24 protein-coding genes and 1 tRNA gene are annotated in these 24,659 nt (G+C 73.4%); 10 read left to right on the top strand and 15 right to left on the bottom strand.

Annotation, left to right across the window (positions count from 1 at the left end; translation table 11 throughout):
- Nucleotides 1–101 precede the first annotated feature (101 nt).
- The 3 genes from ABZO31_RS28755 (at nt 102) to ABZO31_RS28745 (ending at nt 3,993) form a co-directional block, all read left to right on the top strand.
- Nucleotides 102–1,853, top strand: a complete 1,752-nt coding sequence (locus tag ABZO31_RS28755) for a glycoside hydrolase domain-containing protein (RefSeq protein WP_406864219.1) — start codon at nt 102–104, stop codon at nt 1,851–1,853.
- A gap of 10 nt (nt 1,854–1,863) precedes the next feature.
- Entirely contained in the window at nt 1,864–2,802 is a 939-nt protein-coding gene (locus ABZO31_RS28750) for a penicillin-insensitive murein endopeptidase (RefSeq protein ID WP_406864218.1), read from the top strand.
- A gap of 129 nt (nt 2,803–2,931) precedes the next feature.
- Nucleotides 2,932–3,993, top strand: a complete 1,062-nt coding sequence (locus ABZO31_RS28745; RefSeq protein ID WP_406864217.1) for an NAD-dependent epimerase/dehydratase family protein — start codon at nt 2,932–2,934, stop codon at nt 3,991–3,993.
- A 6-nt stretch (nt 3,994–3,999) separates the two neighbouring features.
- Here the strand turns inward: ABZO31_RS28745 and ABZO31_RS28740 are convergent, their stop codons facing one another.
- Together ABZO31_RS28740 and ABZO31_RS28735 are read right to left on the bottom strand one after the other, a co-directional pair.
- Nucleotides 4,000–5,112, bottom strand: a complete 1,113-nt coding sequence (locus ABZO31_RS28740) for a sensor histidine kinase (RefSeq protein ID WP_406864216.1) — start codon at nt 5,110–5,112, stop codon at nt 4,000–4,002.
- Nucleotides 5,109–5,840 carry a response regulator transcription factor gene (locus ABZO31_RS28735; protein WP_406864215.1) on the bottom strand — a complete coding sequence of 244 codons (732 nt, stop codon included), beginning with the start codon at nt 5,838–5,840 and terminating at the stop codon, nt 5,109–5,111. The genes ABZO31_RS28740 and ABZO31_RS28735 overlap by 4 nt, the downstream gene beginning before the upstream one ends.
- Nucleotides 5,841–5,973: 133 nt before the next feature.
- Here ABZO31_RS28735 and ABZO31_RS28730 point away from each other — a divergent pair, with 133 nt between their 5' ends.
- The 3 genes from ABZO31_RS28730 to ABZO31_RS28720 are packed head-to-tail and all read left to right on the top strand — an operon-like array spanning nt 5,974 to nt 7,942.
- Nucleotides 5,974–6,651: a glycosyltransferase family 2 protein gene (locus ABZO31_RS28730; protein WP_406865513.1), complete on the top strand. Its 678-nt coding sequence runs from the start codon at nt 5,974–5,976 to the stop codon at nt 6,649–6,651.
- A complete protein-coding gene (locus ABZO31_RS28725; protein ID WP_406864214.1) occupies nt 6,648–7,280 on the top strand; it encodes a TIGR04282 family arsenosugar biosynthesis glycosyltransferase in 633 nt (210 codons plus the stop codon). Before ABZO31_RS28730 ends, ABZO31_RS28725 begins: the two co-directional genes overlap by 4 nt.
- Entirely contained in the window at nt 7,277–7,942 is a 666-nt protein-coding gene (locus ABZO31_RS28720; RefSeq protein ID WP_406864213.1) for a class I SAM-dependent methyltransferase, read from the top strand. The genes ABZO31_RS28725 and ABZO31_RS28720 overlap by 4 nt, the downstream gene beginning before the upstream one ends.
- Here the strand turns inward: ABZO31_RS28720 and ABZO31_RS28715 are convergent.
- Both ABZO31_RS28715 and ABZO31_RS28710 read right to left on the bottom strand, forming a co-directional pair.
- A complete protein-coding gene (locus ABZO31_RS28715; protein ID WP_406864212.1) occupies nt 7,915–8,337 on the bottom strand; it encodes a hypothetical protein in 423 nt (140 codons plus the stop codon). The genes ABZO31_RS28720 and ABZO31_RS28715 overlap by 28 nt on opposite strands.
- Nucleotides 8,334–9,509, bottom strand: a complete 1,176-nt coding sequence (locus ABZO31_RS28710) for a molybdopterin-dependent oxidoreductase (RefSeq protein ID WP_406864211.1) — start codon at nt 9,507–9,509, stop codon at nt 8,334–8,336. Before ABZO31_RS28710 ends, ABZO31_RS28715 begins: the two co-directional genes overlap by 4 nt.
- A gap of 113 nt (nt 9,510–9,622) precedes the next feature.
- Between ABZO31_RS28710 and ABZO31_RS28705 the strand changes: the two genes are divergently transcribed.
- The gene (locus ABZO31_RS28705) at nt 9,623–11,083 is read left to right on the top strand and encodes a glycosyltransferase 87 family protein (RefSeq protein WP_406864210.1); all 1,461 of its coding nucleotides are present in this window, start codon (nt 9,623–9,625) and stop codon (nt 11,081–11,083) included.
- 21 nt (nt 11,084–11,104) lie between these two features.
- Here ABZO31_RS28705 and ABZO31_RS28700 read toward each other — a convergent pair whose 3' ends face one another.
- The 4 genes from ABZO31_RS28700 to ABZO31_RS28685 form a co-directional block, all read right to left on the bottom strand.
- Nucleotides 11,105–11,842, bottom strand: a complete 738-nt coding sequence (locus ABZO31_RS28700; RefSeq protein ID WP_406864209.1) for an FAD:protein FMN transferase — start codon at nt 11,840–11,842, stop codon at nt 11,105–11,107.
- Nucleotides 11,843–11,870: 28 nt separating this feature from the next.
- Nucleotides 11,871–12,542, bottom strand: a complete 672-nt coding sequence (locus tag ABZO31_RS28695; protein WP_406864208.1) for an FMN-binding protein — start codon at nt 12,540–12,542, stop codon at nt 11,871–11,873.
- 66 nt (nt 12,543–12,608) lie between these two features.
- Complete coding sequence (locus tag ABZO31_RS28690; protein WP_406864207.1) at nt 12,609–13,982, bottom strand: ferric reductase-like transmembrane domain-containing protein; 1,374 nt, start codon at nt 13,980–13,982, stop codon at nt 12,609–12,611.
- Nucleotides 13,983–14,201: 219 nt separating this feature from the next.
- Nucleotides 14,202–14,275 (bottom strand) — tRNA-Pro (locus tag ABZO31_RS28685).
- A gap of 128 nt (nt 14,276–14,403) precedes the next feature.
- On the opposite strand from ABZO31_RS28685, the gene ABZO31_RS28680 reads away from it, so the two are divergent.
- Nucleotides 14,404–15,099: a transketolase gene (locus tag ABZO31_RS28680; protein ID WP_406864206.1), complete on the top strand. Its 696-nt coding sequence runs from the start codon at nt 14,404–14,406 to the stop codon at nt 15,097–15,099.
- Nucleotides 15,100–15,149: 50 nt separating this feature from the next.
- Nucleotides 15,150–16,046, top strand: coding sequence for a transketolase family protein (locus ABZO31_RS28675; protein ID WP_406864205.1), 897 nt, complete (start codon nt 15,150–15,152; stop codon nt 16,044–16,046).
- Nucleotides 16,047–16,232: 186 nt separating this feature from the next.
- On the opposite strand, the gene ABZO31_RS28670 is transcribed toward ABZO31_RS28675, so the two are convergent.
- Nucleotides 16,233–16,601 carry an MmcQ/YjbR family DNA-binding protein gene (locus ABZO31_RS28670; protein ID WP_406864204.1) on the bottom strand — a complete coding sequence of 123 codons (369 nt, stop codon included), beginning with the start codon at nt 16,599–16,601 and terminating at the stop codon, nt 16,233–16,235.
- Between the two features lie 344 nt (nt 16,602–16,945).
- Here ABZO31_RS28670 and ABZO31_RS28665 point away from each other — a divergent pair, with 344 nt between their 5' ends.
- On the top strand, nt 16,946–18,148 hold the full coding sequence (locus ABZO31_RS28665; RefSeq protein ID WP_406864203.1) for an acyl-CoA dehydrogenase family protein: 1,203 nt from the start codon (nt 16,946–16,948) through the stop codon (nt 18,146–18,148).
- A 30-nt stretch (nt 18,149–18,178) separates the two neighbouring features.
- Here ABZO31_RS28665 and ABZO31_RS28660 read toward each other — a convergent pair whose 3' ends face one another.
- The 6 genes from ABZO31_RS28660 to katG form a co-directional block, all read right to left on the bottom strand.
- Complete coding sequence (locus ABZO31_RS28660; protein ID WP_406864202.1) at nt 18,179–18,751, bottom strand: GAF domain-containing protein; 573 nt, start codon at nt 18,749–18,751, stop codon at nt 18,179–18,181.
- The gene (locus tag ABZO31_RS28655) at nt 18,748–19,374 is read right to left on the bottom strand and encodes a GTP-binding protein (RefSeq protein ID WP_406864201.1); all 627 of its coding nucleotides are present in this window, start codon (nt 19,372–19,374) and stop codon (nt 18,748–18,750) included. Before ABZO31_RS28655 ends, ABZO31_RS28660 begins: the two co-directional genes overlap by 4 nt.
- A complete protein-coding gene (locus ABZO31_RS28650) occupies nt 19,352–19,726 on the bottom strand; it encodes a DUF742 domain-containing protein (protein ID WP_406865512.1) in 375 nt (124 codons plus the stop codon). The genes ABZO31_RS28655 and ABZO31_RS28650 overlap by 23 nt, the downstream gene beginning before the upstream one ends.
- A gap of 2 nt (nt 19,727–19,728) precedes the next feature.
- Nucleotides 19,729–20,163 carry a roadblock/LC7 domain-containing protein gene (locus ABZO31_RS28645; RefSeq protein WP_406864200.1) on the bottom strand — a complete coding sequence of 145 codons (435 nt, stop codon included), beginning with the start codon at nt 20,161–20,163 and terminating at the stop codon, nt 19,729–19,731.
- Nucleotides 20,164–20,170: 7 nt separating this feature from the next.
- Nucleotides 20,171–21,892 carry a sensor histidine kinase gene (locus ABZO31_RS28640; RefSeq protein ID WP_406864199.1) on the bottom strand — a complete coding sequence of 574 codons (1,722 nt, stop codon included), beginning with the start codon at nt 21,890–21,892 and terminating at the stop codon, nt 20,171–20,173.
- A 499-nt stretch (nt 21,893–22,391) separates the two neighbouring features.
- A complete protein-coding gene (gene katG, locus ABZO31_RS28635; protein WP_406864198.1) occupies nt 22,392–24,608 on the bottom strand; it encodes a catalase/peroxidase HPI in 2,217 nt (738 codons plus the stop codon).
- Between the last annotated feature and the right edge of the window lie 51 nt (nt 24,609–24,659).

The raw sequence follows: 24,659 nt of genomic DNA, 5'->3' as shown, positions 1-24,659 counted from the left end.
ACCCGTCCGCTCCGCACCCGACTGCGGCGTCCGAACAGCGCGTACGACACACCCCGCACACGGCCCTCTGCCCCTCTCCCGCACCGAGTAGGAGTGCCCTGATGTCGTCCCGCATCCCCTGGCGCGCCCGCGCCGGAACCGCGGCGCTGGCGGTCCTCGCCGGCATCGGCGCGTTGACCGTGCCCGGCTCCCCCGCGGCGGCCTCCCCGCCGCAGACCGACCGACAGACCGTCAGTTACCACGGCTACCGCATCCAGGTGCCCGCCGACTGGCAGGTCGTCGATCTCACCGAGAACCCGCGGGCCTGTCTCCGGTTCGACAGACCCGCCGTCTACGTCGGCGAGCCGGCCGAGCAGAACGACTGCCCCGCCCACGTCGTGGGGCGTACGGCGGGCATCGTCGTGGAACCCGTCAACGCACGCTCCGCCGGGCACACGTCGGCGGCGACCACGCGGACCCCGCGCGGCAGGGCCACCGCCCCGACGGCCGTGTCCAGCGACGACACCATCCAGATCGCCGTCGAGGACGCCGGTGTGCTCGTCACCGCCGCCCACACCCCGGAGACCGAGAGTCTGGTGCGCGGCGTGCTCGGCTCGGCCGAACTCACCGCGGACGCCCGGCGCACCGAACTGCCCCGCCCGCGGCAGCAGTCCGGCGCCATCCCCCTGGCCGCGGCCGGGCCGCAACCGGGCAGCTACCTGGGCAAGGGCTTCGACGCCTGTACCGCGCCCTCCCAAGCCGCCATGAACGCCTGGCAGGCCAACTCGCCGTACAGCGCGGTCGGCGTGTACATCAGCGGCTCCTTCCGCGGCTGCGCACAGCCGAACCTGACCGCGAGCTGGGTGACCGCCCAGACCGGCAACGGCTGGCGGCTGATCCCCATCGACGTCGGCCGCCAGGCCCCGTGCACCGGTTACTCGCTCAAGATGTCCGCCGACCCCGCCACAGCCAAGTCCCAGGGCGTCAGTGCGGCCGCCGCCGCCGTCACCGCCGCGTCGAACCTCGGCATCCCCGCGGGCAGCGCCATCTACAGCGACATCGAGGCCTACACCTCCACGGCCTCCTGCAAGGCGGCCGTGCTGTCGTACCTGTCCGGCTGGACCGAGCGGCTGCACAGCAGCAACTACCTGTCGGGCTTCTACTCCAGCGCCGCCTCCGGCATCAGGGACGCCGCCGACGAGTACGGCAACAGCGCCTACACGCGGGTCGACCACATCTTCTACGCCTGGTGGAACGGCGCGGCCGACACCGACACCGGTACCTACGTGCCGTCCACGTACTGGGCCGGCCACCAGCGGATCCACCAGTACGCGGGCGAGGTCACCGAGTCCTACGGCGGCTACTCGATCAACATCGACCGCGACTACCTGGACGTGGGCACCGGCACTCCGCCCGCACCCACCTGCTCGGGAGCGAACCTCAGCTTCACCGCCTACCCCACCGTGAAGAGCGGATCGAGCGGCGACCAGGTCAAGGCGGCCCAGTGCCTGCTGAAGGCCGCCGGATACGACCCGGGCGCCCCGGACGGGGTCTTCGGCTCCTCGACGACCACCGCCGCGAAGAACTTCCAGGCGAGCAAGGGTCTCACCGCGGACGGCGTGGTCGGTCCGAAGACCTGGACCGCCCTGCTGTCCCGCGGCTCCACCCCCATCCTGCAGAGCGGCTCGACGGGTGAGGCCGTCACGAGGCTGCAGCGCGCCCTGACCGCCGCGCTCGGCCGGACGGTCGCCATCGACGGCGTCTTCGGCTCCGGCACCGGTCAGGCCGTACGCGACTACCAGTCCTCACGCGGGCTGAGCGCCGACGGTGTCGTCGGCTCCGGCACCTGGGGCGCCCTCCAGTCGGGAAAGTGAGGAAGCGACCGTGAAACGACTCGCAAGGATCCTGACCCTGTTCGCCGCGGTGGCGGGCCTGCTCCTCGGCCTGAGCGCCCCCGCACGGGCCTTCCCCCAGGCCGCGTTCCCGCTGGTGAGCAACGGCAACCGGGGTTCCGACGTCGTCGCGCTGCAGCACCTGCTCGCCGCGCACGGCCGCTCCGTACCCGTCGACGGCGTCTTCGGCCCGGGCACGCACAGCGCGGTGGTGGGCTTCCAGCAGTCCAAGGGCCTCACCGCGGACGGCGTCGTCGGGCCCGCCACCTGGGGCGCGCTCGCCGTGACCGTACGCCGGGGCGACAACGGACCGGCGGTGCGAGCCGTCCAGTCCCTGCTGACCGCCAAGCGGGGGGCCGGCCTCGCGGTCGACGGCGCCTTCGGCTCCGGCACCGAATCCGCCGTCCGCACCTTCCAGTCCCATGCGGGCATCGGCTCGGACGGCGTCGTCGGGCCGACCACGTGGAAGAACCTGCTCTGGCACTACGAGAACATCGGCTTCGGCACCGGCACGATGTGCGCGCAGAGCCCCGACGGCAACGCAAACGCCCACTGGGCGACAGCCGGCGCCGTCGCCCAACTGGAGGCCGCCGCCGCCACGTTCGCGACCACCGGAAACGGCAGACTGCCGGTCGGCGACGCTGGCTTCGAACACGGCGGGGACATCCCCGGCCACGCCAGCCACGAGGTGGGCATGGACATCGACGTGTGGCCGGTCCGCACCGACTCGGCGCAGTGCACCGCGGGCCGCATCACCTGGCAGTCCACGACGTACGACCGCGCCGCCACCCGCAGGCTCGTCCAGGAGATCCGCGCGAAGGCCCCCGGCCACGTCCAGCTGATCTACTTCAACGACCCGCAGCTGATCGCGGAGGGGCTGACCACGAGCTACCCCAACCACGACAACCACCTGCACATCCGCTACCGGTAGCGGACGCGGGCCGGGGCCGTGCGCGTCGTTCACGGTCCCGGAGGAGGAGTGCCCCACCGGGATGACGGAAGTCTTACGGCCCGGCGCGGGCACCTCCTGCACGCGCCGGTGGTCCGTAGCGTCGCCCGCATGCGTGTACTCGTCACAGGAGGAGCCGGATTCATCGGCTCGCACATCGTCACCGCCCTCGCGAAGGCCGGCCACGAGCCGGTGGTTCTCGACGCCCTGCTGCCCGGCGCACACCCCGTGGCTCCCGAGCCGGCGGCCTTCGAGTTCCGCCACGCGGACGTCAGGGATCCCGTATCGGTCAGAGCCGCTCTGCGCGGTGTCGACGCGGTCTGCCACCAGGCCGCCATGGTCGGTCTGGGCAAGGACTTCGCCGACGCCCCGGAGTACGTGAGCTGCAACGACCTCGGCACGGCCGTCCTGCTCGACGCCATGGCAGACCTCGGCGTGCGGCGACTCGTCCTCGCCGGATCGATGGTCGTGTACGGGGAGGGGCGGTACGAGTGCCCCGCACACGGTGCCGTGCGGCCCGGTGCCCGCCGCCCCGAGGACCTCGCGGCCGGCCGCTTCGAGCCACGCTGCCCAGCATGCGCCGCCCACCTCTCTCCCGGCCTGGTCGGCGAGGACGCGCCGGCGGACCCACGGAACGTGTACGCCACGACGAAGCTCGCCCAGGAGCACCTGACGGCGGCGTGGACCCGAGCGGTGGGCGGCACGGCGGTCTCGCTGCGCTACCACAACGTGTACGGGCCCGGGATGCCACGCGACACCCCGTACGCGGGCGTGGCGTCGCTCTTCCGCTCGGCACTCGCCAGAGGCGAGGCGCCCCGTGTGTTCGAGGACGGTGGGCAGCGCCGGGACTTCGTGCACGTACGGGACGTGGCCGCGGCCAACGTACTGGCGCTGGAAGCCGTCGGCGGGCTGCCGGCCGGCGCGTTCACCGCGTACAACACCGGCAGCGGCGAACCGCACACCGTCGGCGAGATGGCCACCGCCCTGGCGCGGGCATGCGGCGGTCCCGAGCCCGTGGTCACGGGCGAGTTCCGGCTCGGCGACGTCCGGCACATCACCGCCGACTCGTCACGGCTGCGCGGCGAGCTCGGCTGGCGGCCCGAGGTGGGCTTCGCCGAGGGCATGACGGAGTTCGCCGGGGCGGCACAGCGGGCGTCGGCGGCCCTCGGCTGACCGGGGTCAGCCCGCCGCTGCCGGCAGGGTGACCTCGAAACGGCAGCCGCCGGGGACGTTGCGGACCTCGGCGCGGCCGGCGTGGGCCTCGACGATGCCGCGGACGATGGCGAGGCCGAGCCCGGCGCCCGCCGGCGGAGTGCGGGCCTCGGTGCCGCGCCAGCCGGTGTCGAAGACACGGGTGAGGTCCTCGTCGGGGATGCCGCCGCAGCCGTCGGTGACCGACAGGACCACGGCGTCCTCCCGGCGTTCGGCCGCCACCGCGACGGTGCCGTCGGCCGGCGTGTGGCGGATCGCGTTCACGAGGAGGTTCGCGAGGACCCGGGTCATCTCCTTGCCGTCCACCTCGACGGGGATCGCCGCGACCTCCTCCCCCACGAGGCGCACCCCGTGCTCGCGAGCGAGCGGGTCGGCGCCGCTCAGGGCGTCGCCGACCAGGTCGTACACGGACATGCGGCTCGGGCTGAGGGGCAGGGCGCCGGCGTGGATGCGGGAGAGTTCGAAAAGGTCGGTGACCATGGCGGTGAGGCGCTCGACCTCGGTGCGGATCTGCCGGTGGTACCGGACGGGGTCGGCGGCCACGCCGTCCTCCAGGGCCTCCGCCATGGCCCGCAGCCCTGCCAGCGGTGTGCGCAGATCGTGGGAGATCCAGGCGACGAGTTCGCGGCGCGACGTCTCCAGGGAACGCTCACGCCTGCGGGAAGCGTCGAGCTTGGCACTGGTCGTCGCCAGCTCATGGCCGAGTGCGGCGAGTTCGGCGGTGGCGGTGCCGTCGGGGGCGGAGAAACTGCCGCCGTCGCCGAAGTCGCGCGCGGCGCGCGCGAGGGCCCGGCTGCGGGCCACGACCCAGCGGCCCAGGACGAGGGCCGTGCCCAGCGAGACGAGGGCCGCCATGGCGACGACGAGGGTCACCACCCACAGGTCGTGCGCGGACAGGAACATCGCCTGCGCGACGGCGAGCGTCCCGGCGAGCATCGCCGTCACCGTGACGGCCGCGACCACGGTCAGGGAGACCGCGACCGAACGATGCCGTACGAGACGGAGGACGATGGCCCCGGCCAGACCGGCGCAGACCGCTCCCGCCAGGGCGAAGCCGGCGATCAGCAGGATGTCCTTCATGCCGCTCCCCCGTCCTGGCCGGGCTCGAAACGGTATCCGACGCCCCATACGGTCTGGATGAGCCGGGGTTGCGCCGGGTCGTCCTCGATCTTGGCGCGCAGACGCCGGACGTGGACCGTGACCGTCGACAGGTCGCCGAAGTCCCAGCCCCACACCTGCCGCATCAGCTGCTCTCTGGTGTGCGCCGTGCCGGGCTGCTCAAGGAAATGCGCCAGGAGGTCGAACTCCCGCAGGGTAAGGGCGAGTTCACGGCCGCGACGAGTGGCTCTCCGAGTGACGGGGTCGACGCTGAGACCGGCGGCGCGCAGCACCGTCCGCGGTACCGCCGGACCGGTGGCCGCACGACTGCGGCGCAGCACGGACTCGACGCGCAGTACGAGCTCGCGCGGGCTGAACGGCTTCGTGACGTAGTCGTCGGCGCCGATCTCCAGGCCCGTGATCCGGTCCTCCTCGTCGCTCCTCGCGGTCAGCATGATCACCGGAACGGGCCCGGCCTCCCGCAGGCGCCGGCACACCTCCAGTCCGTCAAGACCGGGCAGCATCAGGTCGAGCACGACAAGGTCCGGCCGCCGCTCCCCTGCCCGCAGCAGGGCGCCGGGGCCGTCGGCCGCATGCTCAACGGCGAAGCCCGACCGGCGCAGGTATCCGGACACCACCTCGGCCACGGTCGGGTCGTCGTCCACCACCAGGATCCGGGCGGGGAGCGACGGGGCGTTGTGCTCGCTCATGCCGCACAGCGTCGCATCCTTCCCGACGGGCGGTCACGGCCACCCGGGGGGACGAAGGCGGACGTCCGCGTTTCGTAAGGAGTGGAGCGGCCCCACAAGGCCCTGGTGTTCCTACGGTGAACACGTGACACCCATGACCGTAGATGTCGTCCTTCCCTGTCTCGACGAGGCGGAAGCCCTGCCCTGGGTCCTGGCGCGCGTTCCCGCCGGATGGCGGGCGATCGTCGTCGACAACGGCTCCTCCGACGGATCGGCGGCCGTCGCCGCGGGGCTCGGCGCCACCGTCGTGCACGAGCCCCTGCGTGGCTTCGGGGCCGCCTGCCACGCCGGACTGCTCGCCTCCGACGCCGAGTTCGTCTGCTTCTGCGACTGCGACGCCTCCCTCGACCCCGGCTTGCTGCCCGGCCTCGTCGGTGCGCTGGCCGACGGCTCCGCCGATCTTCTGCTGGGCCGCCGGCGCCCCACCGAGCGGGGCGCGTGGCCGGCCCACGCCCGGGCCGGCAACCTCGCCCTGTCCTGGCTGCTGCGCCGGCGCACCGGACTGCGGCTGCGCGATCTCGGGCCCATGCGGGCGGCCCGCCGCGAGGGGCTGCTCGCCCTCGGTCTCGACGACCGCCGGAGCGGCTACCCCCTCCAGATGGTCGTCCGGGCGGCCGACGCCGGCTGGCGGGTGCGCGAGGTCGACGTCCCGTACCTTCCCCGGACCGGCCGGTCCAAGGTCACGGGCACGTGGAAAGGCACGTGGCAGGCGGTCCACGACATGCGCAAGGTGCTCGACGAGCCCGCGCCGGCGGGCGGTGGCCGCCCGTGACCACCCTTCTCGTCATCGCCAAGGAGCCCCGGCCCGGCCGGGTGAAGACCCGGCTCACTCCCCCGTTCGCCCCCGAGGAAGCGGCGGTGCTCGCCGAGGCCGCCCTCGCCGACACCCTCTCCGCGGCGGCCCGTGTCCCCGCGGACCGGCACGTCCTCGTACTCGACGGAAGGCCGGGCCCGTGGCTGCCACCGGGCTTCGAGATCGTCCCCCAGGTGAGCGGCGGGCTCGACGTGCGCCTGGCCGCCGCGTTCGCCGCCCGCCCGGGACCGGCCCTGCTCATCGGCATGGACACGCCGCAGGTCACACCCGAACTCCTGGCCCCCGCCCTGCGCTGGGACGCGTACGACGCCTGGTTCGGCTCCGCCGCCGACGGCGGCTTCTGGGCCCTGGGCCTCGCACGTCCCGACCCGTCCCTCCTGCTCGGCGTTCCCATGTCCGCTCCCGACACCGGCGCCGTCCAGTACGCCCGTCTGCGGACGGCCGGGCTGCGCATCGGCAGTCTGCCGGTCCTGCGGGACGTGGACACCGAGCAGGACGCCCGGCAGGTGGCGGCCGCCGCGCCCGGGACCCGCTTCGCCGCCCGGTACGCCGAGCTGACCGCCACGACCACGGGAGCGGGCCGTTGACCACGACCACCGCGTGGCGGGCCGACCCGTACGACTGCGCCCTGCGCACCGGCAGGGGCCCGCTCTTCCTGCGCCGGCACGACGGCTGGCTGCTGCCCCTGGAGGTCGAGCGCTGGTGCCAGGCACCGGACCGCGCCGACCGCTCCGTGCTCGACCGCTGCCGCGGCACGGTCCTCGACGTCGGCTGCGGGCCGGGGCGGCTCGTCGCCGCACTGGCCGCCGGGGGCCGGCCCGCGCTGGGCATCGACATCAGCCCCGAGGCCGTCGCCCGCACCGTACGGCTGGGCGGGTCGGCCCTGTGCCGGTCGGTCTTCGAGCCGCTGCCCGCCGAGGGGCGCTGGGACACGGCGCTGCTGATCGACGGCAACATAGGGATCGGCGGCGACCCGGCCGCCCTACTGGGCCGGCTGCGCCAGGTCGTGTCGCCCTCCGGGTGCCTCGTCGCGGAAAGCGCGCCCGTGGACGTCGACGAGTGCTGCGAGGTACGGGTCGACGACGGACGGGGCGAACGCGGGGCCCCGTTCCCCTGGGCCCGGGTCGGCACCCGCGCCCTGGCTCGGTACGCGCGACGCGCGGGCTGGGACGTCTCCGAACAGTGGACCCTGGAGGGGCGTACCTTCCTGTCGCTCGCCCCTCAGTCGTCCGCCGCCGCCCGCGCCTGACGCCGCTCCCGCCACCGCCGGACGGCGATCAGCACGCCCGTCACCACGACCACGGCCGCCAGCACGATCGCGAGATTACGCCCGTACGGGAGGGGCAGGGCCGACGGGTTGGGGGGCTCCCCCGGCCGTACGAGGAGAGGGAGCGTCACCAGCACCACGCTCCCCGCGACCAGCAACGCCCCGCGCAGCAGGCCCCGCCTGCGTCGTGCCACGAGCAGCAGCCCCACGGCGAACACCAGCGGGGCGAGGATCCCGTCGTGCAGGACGAGCGCCCCCGCCAGCCACACGAACACACCGAGCGGATCCGGCTCGGTCACCACCAGCCAGGCTCCCAGCCCCATGAGGGCGATGCCCGACGCCCCGAGTCCGTACCGCAGTACACCCGCCGTCCTCACAGCACCTCCAGCCTGTGCACCCACTTGGTCTGCAGGACCCCCGGCCGGTTGGGGGCGATGATCCGGGCCGGGAAGCCGTGGTCGAGCGTGAGCGTCTGCCCGTTGACGGTCAGCGCGAGGAGGGTGAGCGGATCGTCCGCGTACTCCGCGCCCATCTCCATCACGCGGTAGGCCCCGCTCACCTCCAGCGACGTCACCCGGACCGCGTCCCGGCCCGGCCGTCCGCCGGCCCGCTCGATCAGGTCACGGAGCCGCACCCCGCCCCAGTCGGCGTCCACGCTCCATCCTTCGACACAGGCGATGGGCAACCGGGCCGCGGCCTGGGGCATCGCCCGCAGGCTCTCCAGGGTGAGGGCGTACGGGCGGGGTCCCGCGACGTCCAGGCGCCAGCCCTCCAGACCGCGTGCCGTCACGCCCGCGGCGACGGCGGTCCGGTTCACGGGCAGCCCCTGCGGGCCGTGGTCGGGGTGCCGGGGCGCGAGCAGGTCGAACGCCTTCAGGGGCGTGAAGGCCTGGCCGACGGTCGTCAGCGTCACCACGCCCACGGCCCCGCCGGTGGCCAGGAGCAGGGAGCGGCGGTCGGCGGCGTCCGGGGCCGGAAGGGATCGGGTCCCCGCCGAACGCCTGGCCCAATGGTCCCGGATCTCGGGGGCCTTGACGGCGATGTGCAACAGGATCGAGCCGGTCGCCACCCAGGCGACGGCGAAGTGGACGGGGACGAAGGCGAAGGGCCACGGATACCACTCGACGATGTTGAGCAACCCGGTCAGCACCTCGAAGACGGCCGATGCGACGAGGACCGCGACCGAGAGCCGCTCCAGCGCGTGCCGCACGGACCGCACCGGCGGCCACACGAACAACCGGGGGTAGACGGCCCACAGTTTGACCAACAGCAGCACGATCGCCGCGAGTCCGGTGGCGACGTGCAGGCCCTGGGTGAGCGCGTAGCCCCACACCGGCCGGGCGGGCAGCCGGTCGGCGAGCCAGGCGGGCGGCCGCTGGAGGTAGTGGCTGACGAGGCCGGTCAGGAGGCAGACGGCGAAGGCCGCGCCCAGCCACCGGCCGACCGCCGTCGCCGTTCGGGCGTCGTGCAGTCGCCCGGCGAAGGCGGGCGGCCGGACTGCTCGGGGCCGGAACGCGGGGCGCGGCATCCGGGGCATGCGGAACGTCATGTCGTCCATGACACCGCCGCGAGCGGCGTCGTGGGCGGTCCGACACCTTACGAAACCCGAACGCCCCGCCGGGTCTCCTCCTCGTCCGTCGTGGGCGCTGCCAGTCTGCGCCCATGACCCGCGACCGCCGTGTCCCAGTCCCCGTCGTCGTCACCACGCTCGTGCTGTCGCTCCTGACCGCCTCGCTGGTCCTCCTGCTCCACGCGGACGCGAACGGGACCGGATTCCTGGCCGGGTACGCAGGGGCGTGGGCGTTGTTCGCGGCGGCCGCGGTCGCCCTGCGCCGGGTCCCTCGCCGGCACGTCGTGCCGCTCGTCCTCGCCGGGGCCGTCGCGGTGACGGCGACCGGCCTCGTGGCGGCCCCGCGGACCAGCACGGACTCCTACCGGTACGCGTGGGACGGCCGGGTGCAGGCGTCCGGCGTGTCGCCGTACGACCACGCGCCCGCGGACCGGGCGCTCGCCGGGCTCCGCGACGACTGGCTCTTCCCCCGCGCAGCGGCCTGCGGAGGGGGCGGAGGCGACCTCGCACCTCTCGGCGACGGCGGGTGTACCCGGATCAACCGGCCCGCCGTGCACACGATCTATCCTCCCGTGGCGGAGGGCTGGTTCCTCCTCGTCCACGCCCTGTCACCGGAGGGCGTCCGCCACAAGGGGCTCCAGGCTGCCGCGGCATTTCTCTCGCTGGCCGTCGGTGCCCTCCTGCTCGGCGTTCTTCGCCGGCGAGGAGATCCGCGCCATGCCGCCCTGTGGGCGTGGTGCCCGGCCGTCCCCGTCGAGGCGGTCAACAACGCCCACGTCGACGTCCTGGCCGTGTTCCTGTCGGTCGGCGCGCTCGCCTTCGTGGCACGGGGCCGTCACCCGACGGGCGGAGGGCTGCTCGGCCTGGCGGTCGCGGCCAAGCTGCTGCCCGCCGTGCTGCTGCCGGGGGCACTGTCCGGAGTGCGCCGACCCCGCACGATCGTGGCCGTGGCACTCACCACCGCGGCGACGGTGGCGGTGCTGTACCTGCCGTACATCCTGATCTCCGACGCTTCGGTCCTCGGCTACCTGGGCGGCTACGCGCGGGAGGAGGGCTACGACGACTCGGGGACGGGCGGACGCTACGCCCTGCTCCGTCTCGTGCTGCCCGACGCGTGGGCGCTGCCCGTGACGATGCTGGGCATCGCCGCCGTGTCGGCGGCGGTGTGGTGGCGCGGCGACCCCGAACGCCCGTGGCACGGCGCCCTGCTGACCACCGGTACGGCCTTCCTCCTGCTGACGCCCGGCTACTCCTGGTACGCACTGCTGCTGGTCGCGCTCGTCGCTCTTGACGGACGGTGGGAGTGGCTCGCTGTGGCGCTCGCCGGCGCGGCGGCGTATCTGGCCGGGCCGGTGACCGGGAGCACGGGCGTGACGGCCGCGTACGGGGCGGCGGCGGCCGTCGTAGGCGCGGGGTGGTGGGTGCGGCGCCGGCAGAGCGGCCCGCGGGGTCCGGGCGGCGACCTCGTCAACCGGGTGACCGCCACCACGAGCGGCGGGGTGAAGGGCGCGGGTACCGGTGCGCAGAACCGGCTGCTCCGCTTCGTCTGGTGATCCGGTCGACCGCCCTACGCGTCAGACGGTCCAGCGCGCGAAGCCGGTGCTCTGCCAGGTGGCGCCGGCGGCGGTCGTCCCGAGGCCCTCGGCGTCCGGCTGGTCCTCCAGCCAGCGGCGGCCGGCGTCACCCATGGCGTAGGCGGCGGTGGCGAAGGCGTCGGCGACCGTGAGCGAGGAGCCGACGACCGTCATCGCCGCGAGCGCGTGCGCGGGCGGCCGGCCCGTGTGCGGGTCGATGATGTGGCAGCCCCTCTCCGCAGGGCCCGAAGTGGCCACCGCGGCCTCCGGTGTGCCGGCGCCCACCTCCACGACCGCGGCCAGGGCTCCGGGGGTGAGAGGGTCGGCGAGGCCGATGCGCCAGGGCCCGCCGAGCAGCTGGATGTCACCGCCCCCGTTGACGCACACGGCCTCGACACCCGGCCCCGAGGCCAGCATGCGGGCCGCGTGCTCCGTGGCCCAGCCCTTCACCAGCCCGGTCGGGTCCCATCCGTCGGCGCCTCCCCCGTACCAGGGGGAGAACCAGCCCTCCGTGCGCCGCACCATGTCCTCGCACAGGCGCGTCACCTCCTGGACCTCGGGGCCGCACTGCTCCGGGGTGAGCGCCCCGCGCGCCAGGCGGCTGACCTCGCTGTCCTCACGGTACGGGGAGAAGATCCGGTCCACGTGGTGCAGGAAGTCCACCGCCTCCGCGAGCGCCTGCCGCGTCCGGGAGGGGTCGGAGCACCCGCGGACGTCGAACGAGAACACCGTGCCCATCACGTGTTCCGCATGCCGGAGGCGCGGCTCAGACACCGGCCCTGTCCAGGGCGCTCTGCAGCGACTGGCGGTAGCCCGCGCTGGTGTACGTGGCCCCGGATACGGAGTCGATGTCCGCGCTCTGCGCCGTCAGCGTCCGCTGGTTGAGCTGCGGGACGGCGTCGGCGGAGATCTCCCTGCTCCGTGGTGTGGAGGACGGCGACTTCAGGGCCGTGGCCCCGGTGATCGTGCTCCCCTTGAGCGTGATCTGCACCTGGACGGAGCCGTACTGCGTACTGATCGTGGCCCCGGCGACGGTCCGGGTGGTGGACCCGCCCGAGGTGCTGCCCGACGTGCCGGAGGTGCCGGACGTGCCCGACGTGGTCCTGGACGCGGTGGGGGTACTCGTCCTCGTCGGAGCGGTGGTCGTACGGGACGCGGCAGGGCTCGCCGAGGGCGGCACGCCGGCGGAGGCGGTCGCGCCGGTGCTCGGCGAAGGCGAGGCCGAGCCGGCCGAGGCCGAGGCCGACGGCACGGTGGCGGCGGGGGATGCGCCGCCGGCTCCGGCCGGTACGGAGGGGGCCAAGGGTGTGGCCAGGCCCGCGGCGCCGTGGGTGAGCGACGGATCCGTGGTCGGCTTGAGCGCCAGCAGGAGCACGACGGCGGATGCGGCGCCCGCACCGGCGAGCACCGCACGACGGAGCGGGTGTGTCCTTCTCACACCCCGCTCAGCGTCACGGCACCCCCAGGCGTCACACCTGGGCTCAGCCGCCCAGGGGCGCACGGCTCAGAAGGCGAAGGACTCGTGGTGGATCCGCCGGTCCGGGACACCCGCCTCCCGAAGGGCGGCGTACGACTCCTCGGCGAGCCCCTGCGGCCCGCACACGTACACGTCGTGCCGGGCGATGTCCGGCAGGATCCGGCGGAGCAACCCGGCGCTGATCTCCGGCCGTCTGCCGTCCGGACCGTTGACGGCGTACAGCAGCTGCGCCCCGCGGTCGTCCGCGATCGCCTCCAGCTCCCCACGCAGCGCGAGGTCGTCCGCCGTGCGGGCCCGGTACAGCAACGTCAGATCGCGACCGGCGCCCGGCAGCGTCTCGAAGAGCGCGCGCAGCGGGGTGATGCCCGCGCCGCCCGCGATCAGCAGCACCTTGCCGCGGCTGCGCCGGGCCGCCGTCAGCGACCCGTACGGGCCCTCCGCCCACACCCGCGTCCCCGGGCGCAGCCCGGCGAGGGCCGCGCTGTGTCCGCCGACGGCCTTGACCGTGATCCGGAGGAGATCGGGCCGGGGCGGCGCGGACAGCGAGTACGGGTGGGCCGACCAGCGCAGCCCCTTCGCGAGGAACCTCCACCGAAAGAACTGGCCGGCCTCCGCCCCGAGCCGATGCAGCCGGCGCCCGCGGACGAGGACGGACACCACACCCGGCGCCTCGGGCACCACCGACTCGACCCTCATGCGATGGACCAGGTTGAGTCGCAGGGGAGTCAGCACCCGGTACCAGACGAGCAGCGCGCCGACCGCTCCGTACAGCGCGTACCAGATCAGGCGGGCCGCCCGGTCGGCGATGAACTCGGCCCCTGTGGCGAGCTGGTGCCAGAAGGCGAGGTAGACGGCGAGATACGTGAGCAGGTGCAGGTAGTACCAGAACTCGTAGCGCACTCGGCGCCGTACGACCCCCGCCGATACGAGACCGACGATCACGAGGAGCGCTGTGCCGATCGCCGCCTTGCCCATCTCCGGGTAGTCGGTGACCAGCGACACCGTCTGTTCCACCACGCCGATCCGGCCCTGCAGCGCGTACCCGTACACGGTCAGCACCACGTGCGCCAGGGTGAGGGAGAGCGCGTACCGGCCGCTCGCCGCGTGCCAGCGGGACACGCGGTCGGAGCCGACCCGCCGTTCCAGGGCCGGGACCCGTGCCATCTGCACCATGACCAAGGCGGTCACGTACCCGGCGAGGAGGCCGGTGATCCGCCCCGCGTGGATCAGGCGGTCGCCGGTCTCGGCGAGCACGGCCGGTGTGTTGCGCCACCACAGTCCGGCCACGGCGGCCGCGCCTGCCCAGGCGAGGACCACCAGGGGCACGGCGGGGGAACGCCGGGGACGGATACGGCGCCGCGCCTGCCGTCTGCCCGCCCTGCTGTGCTGAATCGTCGTCACGTGGTCGGACCTCCGGTCGCCCTGGTGCCCGCGCACCCTACCCGCCCCGGCCCGGTCCTCCGCCCTGCAGCCGACCCTGCACGCGGGTTCTGCCGGCACCACGGCGAACCAGCCCCGGTCCGGGCGTGCGACCACACGGCGACCCCCACGGCCCCGGACGCACGAAAGGCCGCCCTCTCACGGATGAGAGAACGGCCTCCGACCTGCGTTTCCGCACAGTCGGGACGACAGGATTTGAACCTGCGACCCCTTGACCCCCAGTCAAGTGCGCTACCAAGCTGCGCCACGTCCCGATACCCGTCTGACCTGGGGTTTCCCTTGGCCGGACGCGCAGAAGAACAATACCGCACTTCGACCTGTGGTCACGAACCGCTTTCCGTCGGTTGACCTCAAGCTTGCTTGAGGTTGCACGGTGGGACGCATGACGACGCAGGCAACGCACACGACGACGGCCGGCCTCGAGCGGCTGATGGCGCTCATGACCGGTGACGAGAAGCACTCGACCGCCGCGACCTCCACGCTCGACGCGCTGTGGGTGCTGTACGACCGGGTGCTCCGGGTGGACCCCGGGTCGGTGGACGCGCCGGCACGGGACCGGTTCCTGCTGTCCAAGGGGCACGGGCCCATGGCGTACTACGCCGTGCTCGCCGCGCGGGGCTTCGTGCCCGAGGAGTGGCTGACGGGCTTCGGCTCGTACGACTCCCCGCTCGGCCACCACCCCGACCGGACCCTGGTCCCCGGGGTCGAGATCGGCAGCGGCTCGCTCGGGCACGGACTGCCACTGGCCGTGGGGACCGTGCTCGGGCTGCGGGCCCAGGGGCTGACCGATCCGCGGGTGTGGGTGCTAATCGGCGACGCCGAGCTCGACGAGGGCAGCAACCACGAGGCCCTCGCCTACGCGGGGCCCGCAGGTCTGGAGCAGCTGCACACGCTGGTGATCGACAACAGCTCGGCGACCCACGGCTGGCCCGGCGGGATCGCCTCGCGGTTCGAGGCGGCCGGATGGTCCGCCGCGACCGTGGACGGCCGGGACCACGAAGCCCTGTACGCCGCCTTCACCGCCCCGCACCCGGGGCGCCCGCGGGCGGTCGTCGCCCGTGTCGAGCCGAAGAACTGACCGGCCGACGAACCGACCCCCGCCTCCCGAACGCCTCACCAAGGACTTCCATGGACACCATGCGCGACCGCTTCATCGCCACTGCCTCCCGGCTCCTCGACCAGGACCCCCGCCTGGCCGTGGTGCTCGCCGAGATCAGCGCGGCCGGCTTCGAGCCGGCGGCCCGGCGCCACCCCGACCGGGTGCTCAACGTCGGCATCCGCGAGCAGCTGCTGATCGGCACGGGTGCCGGGCTGGCCCTCACCGGGCTGCGGCCCCTGATGCACACCTTCGCCAGCTTCCTCGTGGAGCGGCCCTTCGAGCAGATCAAGCTGGACTTCGGCCACCAGGGCGTGCACGGCGTGCTGGTCAGCGCCGCCGCCTCGTACGACTGGCCGGCCGGCGGCTACACCCACATGGCGCCCGGCGACGTCGCCCTGCTCGACACCCTCGACGGCTGGACCGTGCACGTGCCGGGGCACCCGGACGAGGCGGAGGCGCTGCTGCGGCGGGCCGTGGCGGCGGACGACTCCGTGTACGTACGGCTCTCCGAGCAGTCCAACGCGGAGGCCCGGCCGGTCACCGGGGACGGCTTCCTGCGGCTGCGCGAGGGGCGCGGGGGCGTCGTGGTCGCCGTGGGCCCGCTGCTCGACAACGTGCTGGCCGCGACGGAGGGCCTGGACGTGACCGTGCTGTACGCGACGACCGTGCGCCCCTTCGACGGCGCGGCCCTGCGCCGGGCCGTCGCGGACGGGGCACGGGCGGACGTGGTGCTGGTGGAGCCGTACCTGGCGGGGACCTCGACGGGCGCCGCCAACGACGCCCTCGTCCAGGTGCCGCACCGGGTCCTCGGGCTCGGCGTGTCCCGCCGGGAGCTGCGGAAGTACGGGCAGATCCCGGAGCACGTGGCGGCGCACGGGCTCGACCCGGCGGGGCTGCGGGCCCGGATCACGAGCTTCGTGGGGTGACGCCTCGGTCCACGGGGGCTGCTCTCCCGGCGGGCCTCAGGCCGCCCGGGCTCTCCACTGCAGGACACGGTCCGCGAGGCTCTCCGCGGCGGGACTCAGACGCCTCATGCTCTCCCGGGCGGGGCTGCAGGCCGCCCGGCTCCCCCTGCGGACCGCGGACCGCCCGCCTCTCCCCCGGCGTCCCCCTCACCCCTCCGGCGGGACGCCCACGTCCGGGTGCCGGTCCGCCAGGCGGCGGGGGGCGGCCTGGCGCCAGGAGTCGGCCAGGATCGCGCGGAGCTCGTCGTCGTCCTCCAGGGCGGCGAGCCGGACCCGTACCCAGGCGTAGCCGTCGTCGTGGCCCTCGCGGAGGAAGAACTTCGCGGGTTCGGCGGAGATGAGCTCCGCGCGGTCCTCCTGGGGGCATTTGACGCCCATCGCGAGGTCGTCGTCGTCCAGCGAGGCGAAGATCTTGCCGCCCGCGCCGACCCGGAAGGTGGGCATCCCCCACGCGGGCTTCTCGACCGCCTCGGGCAGGGAGAGCGCGATTCTGCGGACATCGTCGGCTGTGGCCATGGTCCGACCGTACGCCCGGAGGTCACCGGCGTCGCACGGCTGGCCGGAATCGGACCCTCCGCTCCCGGACGCCGACGGGCACCCGGCTGAGGCGGACACTCCGCTTGTTTCCCGGTTTGCAGGGGCATCGTCGCTGTCGAGGAGGGGCGGGAGAGCACCCTCGGGGATTCCTGTGCCGACGGTGCCCAACTGGCGGAGAACGCCCGGAACATGGACACATGCAAACGTCAACGCCCCGGCTTTCGGACAACTTCGGCGACGATGTTGATCGAGCCCTTAAAGATCAACACCATGAGGTGTCGGCCGCGCGACCGCCCGGGCGGACTCTGCAGGAAGGGCTCCACATGGACGGCTACTTCACCAGCCGGCTGCACGACCGACTCCGGGAGACCGTCCGCGACTTCGCCGAACGCGAAGTCCGGCCGCGGATACCGGAGATGGAGGCCGGCCGCACCGTCCACAAGGAACTTTCCCGGCTGATCGCCGCGCAGGGCTGGCTGGGTGCGACCGTGAGCCGCGAGTACGGCGGCATGGGCGCCGGCCATCTCGCCAAGACCGTGATCATCGAGGAGCTGTCCCGGGTCAGCGGGGCGATGGGCGCCATGGTGCAGGCCTCGCAGCTCGGTACCGCGAAGATCGTCCACTTCGGCAGCGACGAGCAGCGCAAGACCTGGCTGCCGGCCGTCGCCTCCGGAGAGTGCCTGCCGACCATCGCCGTCACCGAGCCCGAGTCCGGCGGCCATGTCCTCGGCATGACGGCGACCGCGGTCCGCGACGGTGAGGACTACGTCCTCAACGGCCGCAAGGTGTACGTCGGCAACAGCCACGTCGGCGATCTGCACGGCGTCGTGGTCCGCACCGGTCCCGGCTCCAAGGGGCTCACCGCGTTACTCGTGGAGTCCGACCGCCCCGGCTTCCGCACCGGCCCGCAGCAGCCCGCCATGGGCCTGCACGGCTTCAGCTTCGGCGAGCTGATCTTCGAGGACTGCCGTGTCCCCGCCGCCAACCGGCTCGGCGAGGAGGGCGACGGCCTGGCCGTCGCGTACTCCTCCAGCGTCCTGTACGGGCGGGCCAACCTCACCGCCGTCTCGCTCGGCATCCACCAGGCGATCCTCGAGGAGACCACCCGCTTCGCCTCCGAGCGGCTGCGCTACGGCAAGCCGCTGCACGAACTGCCGTCCGTGAAACTGAAGCTGGGCCAGATGCAGTCCCGGCTCATGACCGCGCGCCTCGCCGCGTACCACGCCGTGCACCTGCTCGACCAGGGCCTCGCGTGCGACGCGGAGCTGATGAACGCGAAGCTGGTCAACGTCGAGTCGGCCATCGACTCCGGGCGCAACGCCATGGAGATCCACGCCGCCGCGGGCCTGTTCACCGACCGGCCGATCGAGCGCTATCTCCGGGACGCCCACCACATCTTCGCCCCCGCGGGCACGTCCGACGTGCAGCTGCTCCGGCTCGCCGAGGTCGCCCTCGGCACCGCCAAGGGCAGCTGGTCGGAGCAGCTGTCGGACGTGGTCCGCAGGGAGCCCGTCCCGGCGCTGTGAGCCGACCCGTACGGCCGGCTCACGCGGCCGTCAGATCAGCCCGTCCTCGCGCCGGTGGATCTGCTCCACCAGCTCCGCCGCCATCGCCTTGATGGTCTCCAGGCCGGCCCTCCCCCACGGGCGCGGCTCGGTGTCCACGACGCAGATCGTGCCCAGGGCCACGCCGGTCCGGTCGATCAGCGGCGCGCCCAGGTAGGAGCGGATGCCGATCTCGTCCACCACCGGGTTCCCGGCGAACCGCGGATAGTCGCAGACGTCCTCCAGGACCAGCGCCTTGCGCCGCACCACCACGTGCGGGCAGTAGCCGTGGTCGCGGTCCATGTACCGGCTGACCCCGCCCGCGCCGCCCGCGGCCGCGTCGAGGTCGGCGCCGGAGCGGACCCCGCCCGGGGTGTGCAGACCGGCGAAGAACTGCCGGTTCTCGTCGATGAAGTTGACCATCGTGTACGGCGCGCCGGTCACCTCGGCGAGCCGGTCGGCGAACTCGTCGAACACGGGGTCCGGCCGCTCCCCGATGCCCAGTTGGCGCAGCCGGTGCACCCGGTGCGGGGCCTCCTGGTCGACGGGGGTCAACAGCAGGTGGCCGGTCGGGTCGTAGCTCATGAGGGCGCTCCGTAGCTCGGCGTCGGGGCCGGGGTGGTGGTGAGCAGGTGCTGGACGAGGGTGAGCAGGGTCTGGATGCCGGAGCTGGAGATCCGGGCGTCGCAGAGCACGACGGGCACGTCGGGTTTCAGGTCGAGCGCGCCGCGGATCTCGTCGGGTTCGTAGCGGTACGCGCCGTCGAACTCGTTGACCGCCACGACGAAGGTGATCCCGCGCCGCTCGAAGAAGTCCACGGCGGAGAAACAGTCCTCGAGGCGGCGGGTGTCGGCGAGGACCACCGCGCCGAGCGCGCCCTCGGAGAGCTCGTCCCACATGAACCAGAAGCGTTCCTGGCCGGGCGTGCCGAACAGGTACAGCACGTGCCGGGCGTCCAGGGTGATGCGGCCGAAGTCCATGGCGACCGTGGTGGTGGTCTTGGACTCGACACCGACCAGGCTGTCGGTGGCGGCGCTGACCTGGGTCAGCAGTTCCTCGGTGCTGAGCGGCTCGATCTCGCTGACCGCGCCCACGAAGGTCGTCTTGCCCACCCCGAAGCCGCCCGCCACCAGGATCTTCAGGGCCGTGGGGAAGTGGTCGCGGGTCGGGGGAGCGTCGTGGCGCTCAGAGCCGTCGTCGTAGGCCATCGAGCACTGCCTCCAGCAGGGAACGGTCGGTCGGTTGGGCGTGGAAGCGGGGCGCGCGGGCGGTGAGCGCCCCGCAGTCCACGAGATCGGACAGCAGGACCTTGGTGACGACCGCGGGCAGCCGTAAGTGCGCCGCGATCTCCGCCACCGAGGTGGGCCCCTCGCACAGCCCCAGGGCGAGGGAGTGCTCGGGGCCCATGTGCGGCTGCGGGGCCGAACCGGTGGCCATCACCATCGACAGCAGGTCGAGGGCGGTGGTGGGCTTGGTCCGGCCGCCGCTGACGGTGTACGGCCGGATGAGGCGGCCCGCCGCGTCGTCGAGCCAGGGTCCGTCCTGGGCGGGGGACGGCACGCTCACCGGTCGCGGCCGCCGGGCGCGGCGGCGGTCTGCCGCGCGGGCGTGACCAGATAGGGCCGGACGCTCTTGACCAGCATCGCCATCTCGTAGCCGAGGACGGCGGCGTCCGCCTCGCGGCCGGCGAGGACGGCGAGACAGGTGCCGGAGCCGGCGGTGGACACGAACAGCAGCGTGGAGTCGAGTTCGACGACGACCTGGCGGACCTCGCCGCCGTCGCCGAACCGGGCTCCGGCGCTGCGGCCCAGCGAGTACAGGCCGGAGGCCAGGGCGGCCATGTGGTCGGCGGCGTCGGCGTCCAGGCCGTGCACCGATTTCACCAGGCCGTCGGAGGAGAGCAGGACCGCGTTGCGGGTGTAGGGGACGCGCTGGACCAGTCCGCTGAGGAGCCAGTCGAGATCCGAGGAATGGCCGTTGGGCACATTGCTCGCCATGGTGCATCTACTCCTTGTCGGGGTGCTGGGGGGCCGGCTGCGCCTCGGCGAGTCCGATGCCTCGCTGGAACGCGGCCATCAGACCGGGGTCGTGCAGGGGCTGCTCCTCGTCGCGGCGGACCGCGGGCTCGTCGCGCAGCTGCGGGACGAGGTGCTCCTGGGCGCGGCGCCGGGGGAGCTGGGGGCGGGCCGGTTCCTGCGCGGGGGCGGCGGAGCGGTGCATCGCCTGGAGCGGTACGCCCACGGGGGCGGGGACGTACGCGGGGGCCGGCGGCTCCTCGGCGGGCGCCGAGGGGTACGCGGGCGGAGCGGCGGGAGCGGGGACGACCGGCCGGGCGGCCGGGGCGGGCGGCTCCGTGCGGGGCTGGGGCGCCGGAGTGGCCGGGGGCACGGCCGCCGGGATCGGCGCCGCCGCCGTGTGGGCGGTCGGTGCGGCCGGGGCCTGGTAGGGAGCCGGGGCCTGGGCCGTCCGCTGCGGCGCCTGCGCGGGCGCGCTGTCCCGCTCCTGGCCGAGCAGGCCCTGCGGCAGGACCAGTACGGCCTGGACGCCGCCGTAGATGTTGGACTGCAGGCGTACGGCGATGCCGTGCCGGCGGGCCAGCGCGGAGACCACGAAGAGGCCGATGCGGCCGTCCTGCAGCAGGTGCGCCACGTTGACCTGGTCGGGGTCGGCGAGCAGCGCGTTCATCTTGTTCTGCTCGGCGACCGGCATGCCCAGGCCGCGGTCCTCGACCTCGATGGCGAGCCCGGCGGTGACCCGCTGGGCGCGCAGCAGCACGGTGGTGTGCGGCGCGGAGAACACCGTGGCGTTCTCGACGAGTTCGGCGAGCAGGTGGATGACGTCGGCGACGGCGTGGCCGCGCAGGGTGCCTTCTATCGGCGGCACCAGCTTGACCCGCGGGTACTGCTCGACCTCGGCGATGGAGGAGCGCAGGACCTCGGTCAGGGTGACCGGGTTGGACCACTGGCGCCGGGAGATCGCGCCGCCGAGCACGGCGAGGTTCTCGGCGTGGCGGCGGATGCGGGTGGCGAGGTGGTCGACGTGGAACAGGCCCTTGAGCAGCTCGGGGTCCTCGACCTCGTTCTCCAGCTCGTCGAGCAGCTGGATCTCGCGGTGCACCAGGGACTGCAGCCGGCGGGCGAGGTTCACGAAGACCTCGACCTTCTGCTCGTTGCCGACGCTGCTGGAGAGCTTGGAGGCCTCGACGACGGCGGAGACGGCCGCCTCGTGGGAGCGGTTCAGCTCCTCGGCGAGCTGGTCGAACGCGTCGCCGGCGAGGGGGCCGCGCAGGACGGCGGGGCGGTCCGCGGGGCTCTCGCCGCGGCGGAGCGCGTCGACGACGGTGAGCAGTTCGCTCTGGCTCTGGGCCGTGCTGCGGCGCAGGGACTCGGCCCGGGCGAGCACGGTCCGGGCGACGCGCTCGGCGCCGAGGACGGCCGCCGTGACGGCGGCGACGGCGAGGGCCGCGGATCCGGCGAGCGCGGCCCACAGGCCGGGCGAGGGGGTGGTGCCGGTGGAGCGCAGGGTGAACAGCACGGCGGCGGCGCCGCCGAGTGCGACCGCGACGGCCGGCAGCACGGAGGTCCGCAGGAGCAGGGGGCGTAACCGGGTGTCCGGTGCGGGCTGCGCGGACCTGGGGCCTGTGACCGCGGGGCGGGCGCCCGGTCGGCCGTGCCGTCCGCCCTCGCGTCGGTCAGACCGCGCGGCGGGGGCGCGAAGTTGAGACATGGATGTCCTCGGAGGGCAGCGGATGGCTGCGGGAAGCGGATGCGACGGGGGGTGCGAAAGGGCGTGCGATGGGGGGTGCGTGGCGACTTTCGATGATCATCGAGGACACACTGTAATCGTCAACCGTTCATGTGCGGTGCGCAGTTGGCAAACTCGTCCCACCGAGCATTCCACTCTGCTAGCAGCTCATGCACCGATCCGGGGACAGGGTCGGCCGAAAATCGCCGTCGGGGCCGGGAGTGGCGCGTGCGGAATCCGGCGTACGGCGCTCTGACTGCGGGAACGTCGGGGACCGGAGGGTTCCGGATTGGTCGCGGACATGCGGGTTGTACCCCTCTGCGATGCGCCCCGCGGACGCTTCGGACGCCGTCGCCCGTACGGCCCAACACTGTCCGAATCCGCGTTTGTACTGGTTGCGAACGGGAACGGCGCCCGGTCCGGCCCGCTCGGGGCCGGTCCGGACGCCGTGTCCGTACCTCTGTGTTCAGAACCTGTGCGCTCAGACCAGGTCGAAGCGGTCCAGCTCCATGACCTTGCCCCACGCGGCGACGAAGTCCTGGACGAACTTCTCCTTCGCGTCGTCGCTCGCGTAGACCTCGGCGAGCGCCCGCAGCTCGGAGTTCGAGCCGAAGACCAGGTCGGCGCGGGTGCCGGTCCACTTGACCTCGCCGGTGGCCGCGTCGCGGCCCTCGAACGTGGTCTGGTCCTCGGACGTGCCCTTCCACACCGTGCCCAGGTCGAGCAGGTTGACGAAGAAGTCGTTGGTGAGGGTGCCGGGGGTGTCGGTGAGCACACCGTGCGTGGACTGCTGGTGGTTGGCGCCGAGGACGCGCAGACCGCCGACGAGGACGGTCAGCTCGGGGGCGCTCAGGTTGAGCAGGTTCGCCTTGTCGACGAGCAGGTACTCGGCCGGCAGGCGGTTGCCCTTGCCCTGGTAGTTGCGGAAGCCGTCGGCCTTGGGCTCCAGGGCGGCGAAGGACTCGACGTCCGTCTGCTCCTGGGTGGCGTCGACGCGGCCCGGGGTGAACCGGACCTCGACGTCGTGACCGGCGTCCTTCGCGGCCTTCTCGACGCCCGCCGCACCGGCGAGGACGATCAGGTCGGCCAGCGAGAGGTGCTTGCCGGAGGCGGCCGCGTTGAAGGACTCCTGGATCCGTTCCAGGGTGCGCAGCACGTCCGCCAGCTCGTCGGGCTGGTTGACCTCCCAGCCGGCCTGCGGCTGGAGGCGGATGCGGGCACCGTTGGCGCCGCCGCGCTTGTCGCTGCCGCGGAAGGAGGAGGCGGAGGCCCAGGCGGTGGAGACCAGCTGGGAGACCGTCAGGCCGGAGGCGAGGACCTGCTCCTTGAGGGAGGCGATGTCCGCCGCGTCGACGAGCTCGCCGGTGCGGGCCGGCAGCGGGTCCTGCCAGAGCAGCGTCTCGGACGGGACCTCGGAGCCGAGGTAGCGCACGACCGGGCCGAGGTCACGGTGGGTCAGCTTGAACCAGGCGCGGGCGAAGGCGTCCGCGAACTGGTCGGGGTTCTCCAGGAAGCGGCGGGAGATCTGCTCGTAGACCGGGTCGAAGCGGAGCGACAGGTCGGTGGTGAGCATGGTCGGGAGGTGCTTCTTCGAGCCGTCGAAGGCGTCCGGGATGGTCGCCTCGGCGTTCTTGGCGACCCACTGCTGGGCGCCGGCCGGGCTGTGGGTCAGCTCGTACTCGTAGTTGAACAGGTTCTCGAAGAAGTTGTTGCTCCACTGCGTCGGCGTGGTGGTCCAGGTGACCTCCAGGCCGGACGTGATGGTGTCCGCGCCCTTGCCGCTGTTGAAGCCGCTCTTCCAGCCGAGGCCCTGGTCCTCCATGGTCGCGCCCTCGGGGTCGGCGCCCACGTGGTCCGCGGAGCCGGCGCCGTGCGCCTTGCCGAAGGTGTGGCCGCCGGCGATGAGGGCGACGGTCTCCTCGTCGTTCATCGCCATCCGGCGGAAGGTCTCGCGGATGTCGCGGGCGGCGGCGATCGGGTCCGGGTTGCCGTTGGGGCCCTCGGGGTTGACGTAGATGAGGCCCATCTGGACGGCGCCGAGGGGCTCCTCCAGCTCGCGGTCGCCCGTGTAGCGGCCGTCGCCGAGCCAGGTGGTCTCGGGGCCCCAGTACACGTCCTCGTCCGGCTCCCAGACGTCGGCGCGGCCGCCGGCGAAGCCGAAGGTCTCGAAGCCCATGGTCTCCAGGGCCACGTTGCCGGCCAGGATCATGAGGTCGGCCCAGGAGAGGTTCTGGCCGTACTTCTTCTTCACCGGCCACAGCAGGCGGCGGGCCTTGTCCAGGTTGGCGTTGTCCGGCCAGCTGTTCAGCGGCGCGAAGCGCTGCTGGCCGGCGCCGGCGCCGCCGCGGCCGTCGCTGATCCGGTAGGTGCCGGCGCTGTGCCAGGCCATGCGGATCATGAACGGGCCGTAGTGGCCGAAGTCGGCGGGCCAGAAGTCCTGCGAGGTGGTGAGCACCTCGGCGATGTCCTGCTTCACGGCGGCCAGGTCCAGGGCCTGGAAGGCCGCGGCGTAGTCGAAGTCCTCGCCGAGCGGGTTGGCGACCGCCGGGTTCTTGGCGAGGATCTTGAGGTTCAGCCGGTCCGGCCACCACTGGCGGTTCCCGCCACCCTGAGTGGGGTGCGGGGCGCGGCCGTGGGCGACCGGGCAGCCGCCCTCCGGCTTCGCGTCGACGGCGGGTGCGTCCTGGTTCTCAGGCATGGGATTCCTTCCGGATGGGACGGATCACGGTGGCGATGGCCCTGTCTCTTG

Origin of the sequence: Streptomyces solicamelliae (assembly GCF_045348655.1) — a bacterium.
GTDB lineage: Bacteria > Actinomycetota > Actinomycetes > Streptomycetales > Streptomycetaceae > Streptomyces > Streptomyces solicamelliae.
The sequence above is the reverse complement of the archived record's forward strand: the minus strand, read 5'-3'. Positions and strand labels throughout refer to the sequence as shown.

Excerpts from the sequence above, each read along its gene's own strand:
- ABZO31_RS28755 (WP_406864219.1), top strand. The coding sequence starts at position 102 with ATGTCGTCCCGCATCCCCTGGCGCGCCCGCGCCGGAACCGCGGCGCTG.
- ABZO31_RS28745 (WP_406864217.1), top strand. The coding sequence starts at position 2,932 with ATGCGTGTACTCGTCACAGGAGGAGCCGGATTCATCGGCTCGCACATC.
- ABZO31_RS28740 (WP_406864216.1), bottom strand. The coding sequence starts at position 5,112 with ATGAAGGACATCCTGCTGATCGCCGGCTTCGCCCTGGCGGGAGCGGTC.
- ABZO31_RS28735 (WP_406864215.1), bottom strand. The coding sequence starts at position 5,840 with ATGAGCGAGCACAACGCCCCGTCGCTCCCCGCCCGGATCCTGGTGGTG.
- ABZO31_RS28730 (WP_406865513.1), top strand. The coding sequence starts at position 5,974 with ATGACCGTAGATGTCGTCCTTCCCTGTCTCGACGAGGCGGAAGCCCTG.
- ABZO31_RS28710 (WP_406864211.1), bottom strand. The coding sequence starts at position 9,509 with ATGACGTTCCGCATGCCCCGGATGCCGCGCCCCGCGTTCCGGCCCCGA.
- ABZO31_RS28705 (WP_406864210.1), top strand. The coding sequence starts at position 9,623 with ATGACCCGCGACCGCCGTGTCCCAGTCCCCGTCGTCGTCACCACGCTC.
- ABZO31_RS28700 (WP_406864209.1), bottom strand. The coding sequence starts at position 11,842 with ATGGGCACGGTGTTCTCGTTCGACGTCCGCGGGTGCTCCGACCCCTCC.
- ABZO31_RS28680 (WP_406864206.1), top strand. The coding sequence starts at position 14,404 with ATGACGACGCAGGCAACGCACACGACGACGGCCGGCCTCGAGCGGCTG.
- ABZO31_RS28675 (WP_406864205.1), top strand. The coding sequence starts at position 15,150 with ATGGACACCATGCGCGACCGCTTCATCGCCACTGCCTCCCGGCTCCTC.
- ABZO31_RS28670 (WP_406864204.1), bottom strand. The coding sequence starts at position 16,601 with ATGGCCACAGCCGACGATGTCCGCAGAATCGCGCTCTCCCTGCCCGAG.
- ABZO31_RS28665 (WP_406864203.1), top strand. The coding sequence starts at position 16,946 with ATGGACGGCTACTTCACCAGCCGGCTGCACGACCGACTCCGGGAGACC.
- ABZO31_RS28660 (WP_406864202.1), bottom strand. The coding sequence starts at position 18,751 with ATGAGCTACGACCCGACCGGCCACCTGCTGTTGACCCCCGTCGACCAG.
- ABZO31_RS28655 (WP_406864201.1), bottom strand. The coding sequence starts at position 19,374 with ATGGCCTACGACGACGGCTCTGAGCGCCACGACGCTCCCCCGACCCGC.
- ABZO31_RS28645 (WP_406864200.1), bottom strand. The coding sequence starts at position 20,163 with ATGGCGAGCAATGTGCCCAACGGCCATTCCTCGGATCTCGACTGGCTC.
- ABZO31_RS28640 (WP_406864199.1), bottom strand. The coding sequence starts at position 21,892 with ATGTCTCAACTTCGCGCCCCCGCCGCGCGGTCTGACCGACGCGAGGGC.
- katG (WP_406864198.1), bottom strand. The coding sequence starts at position 24,608 with ATGCCTGAGAACCAGGACGCACCCGCCGTCGACGCGAAGCCGGAGGGC.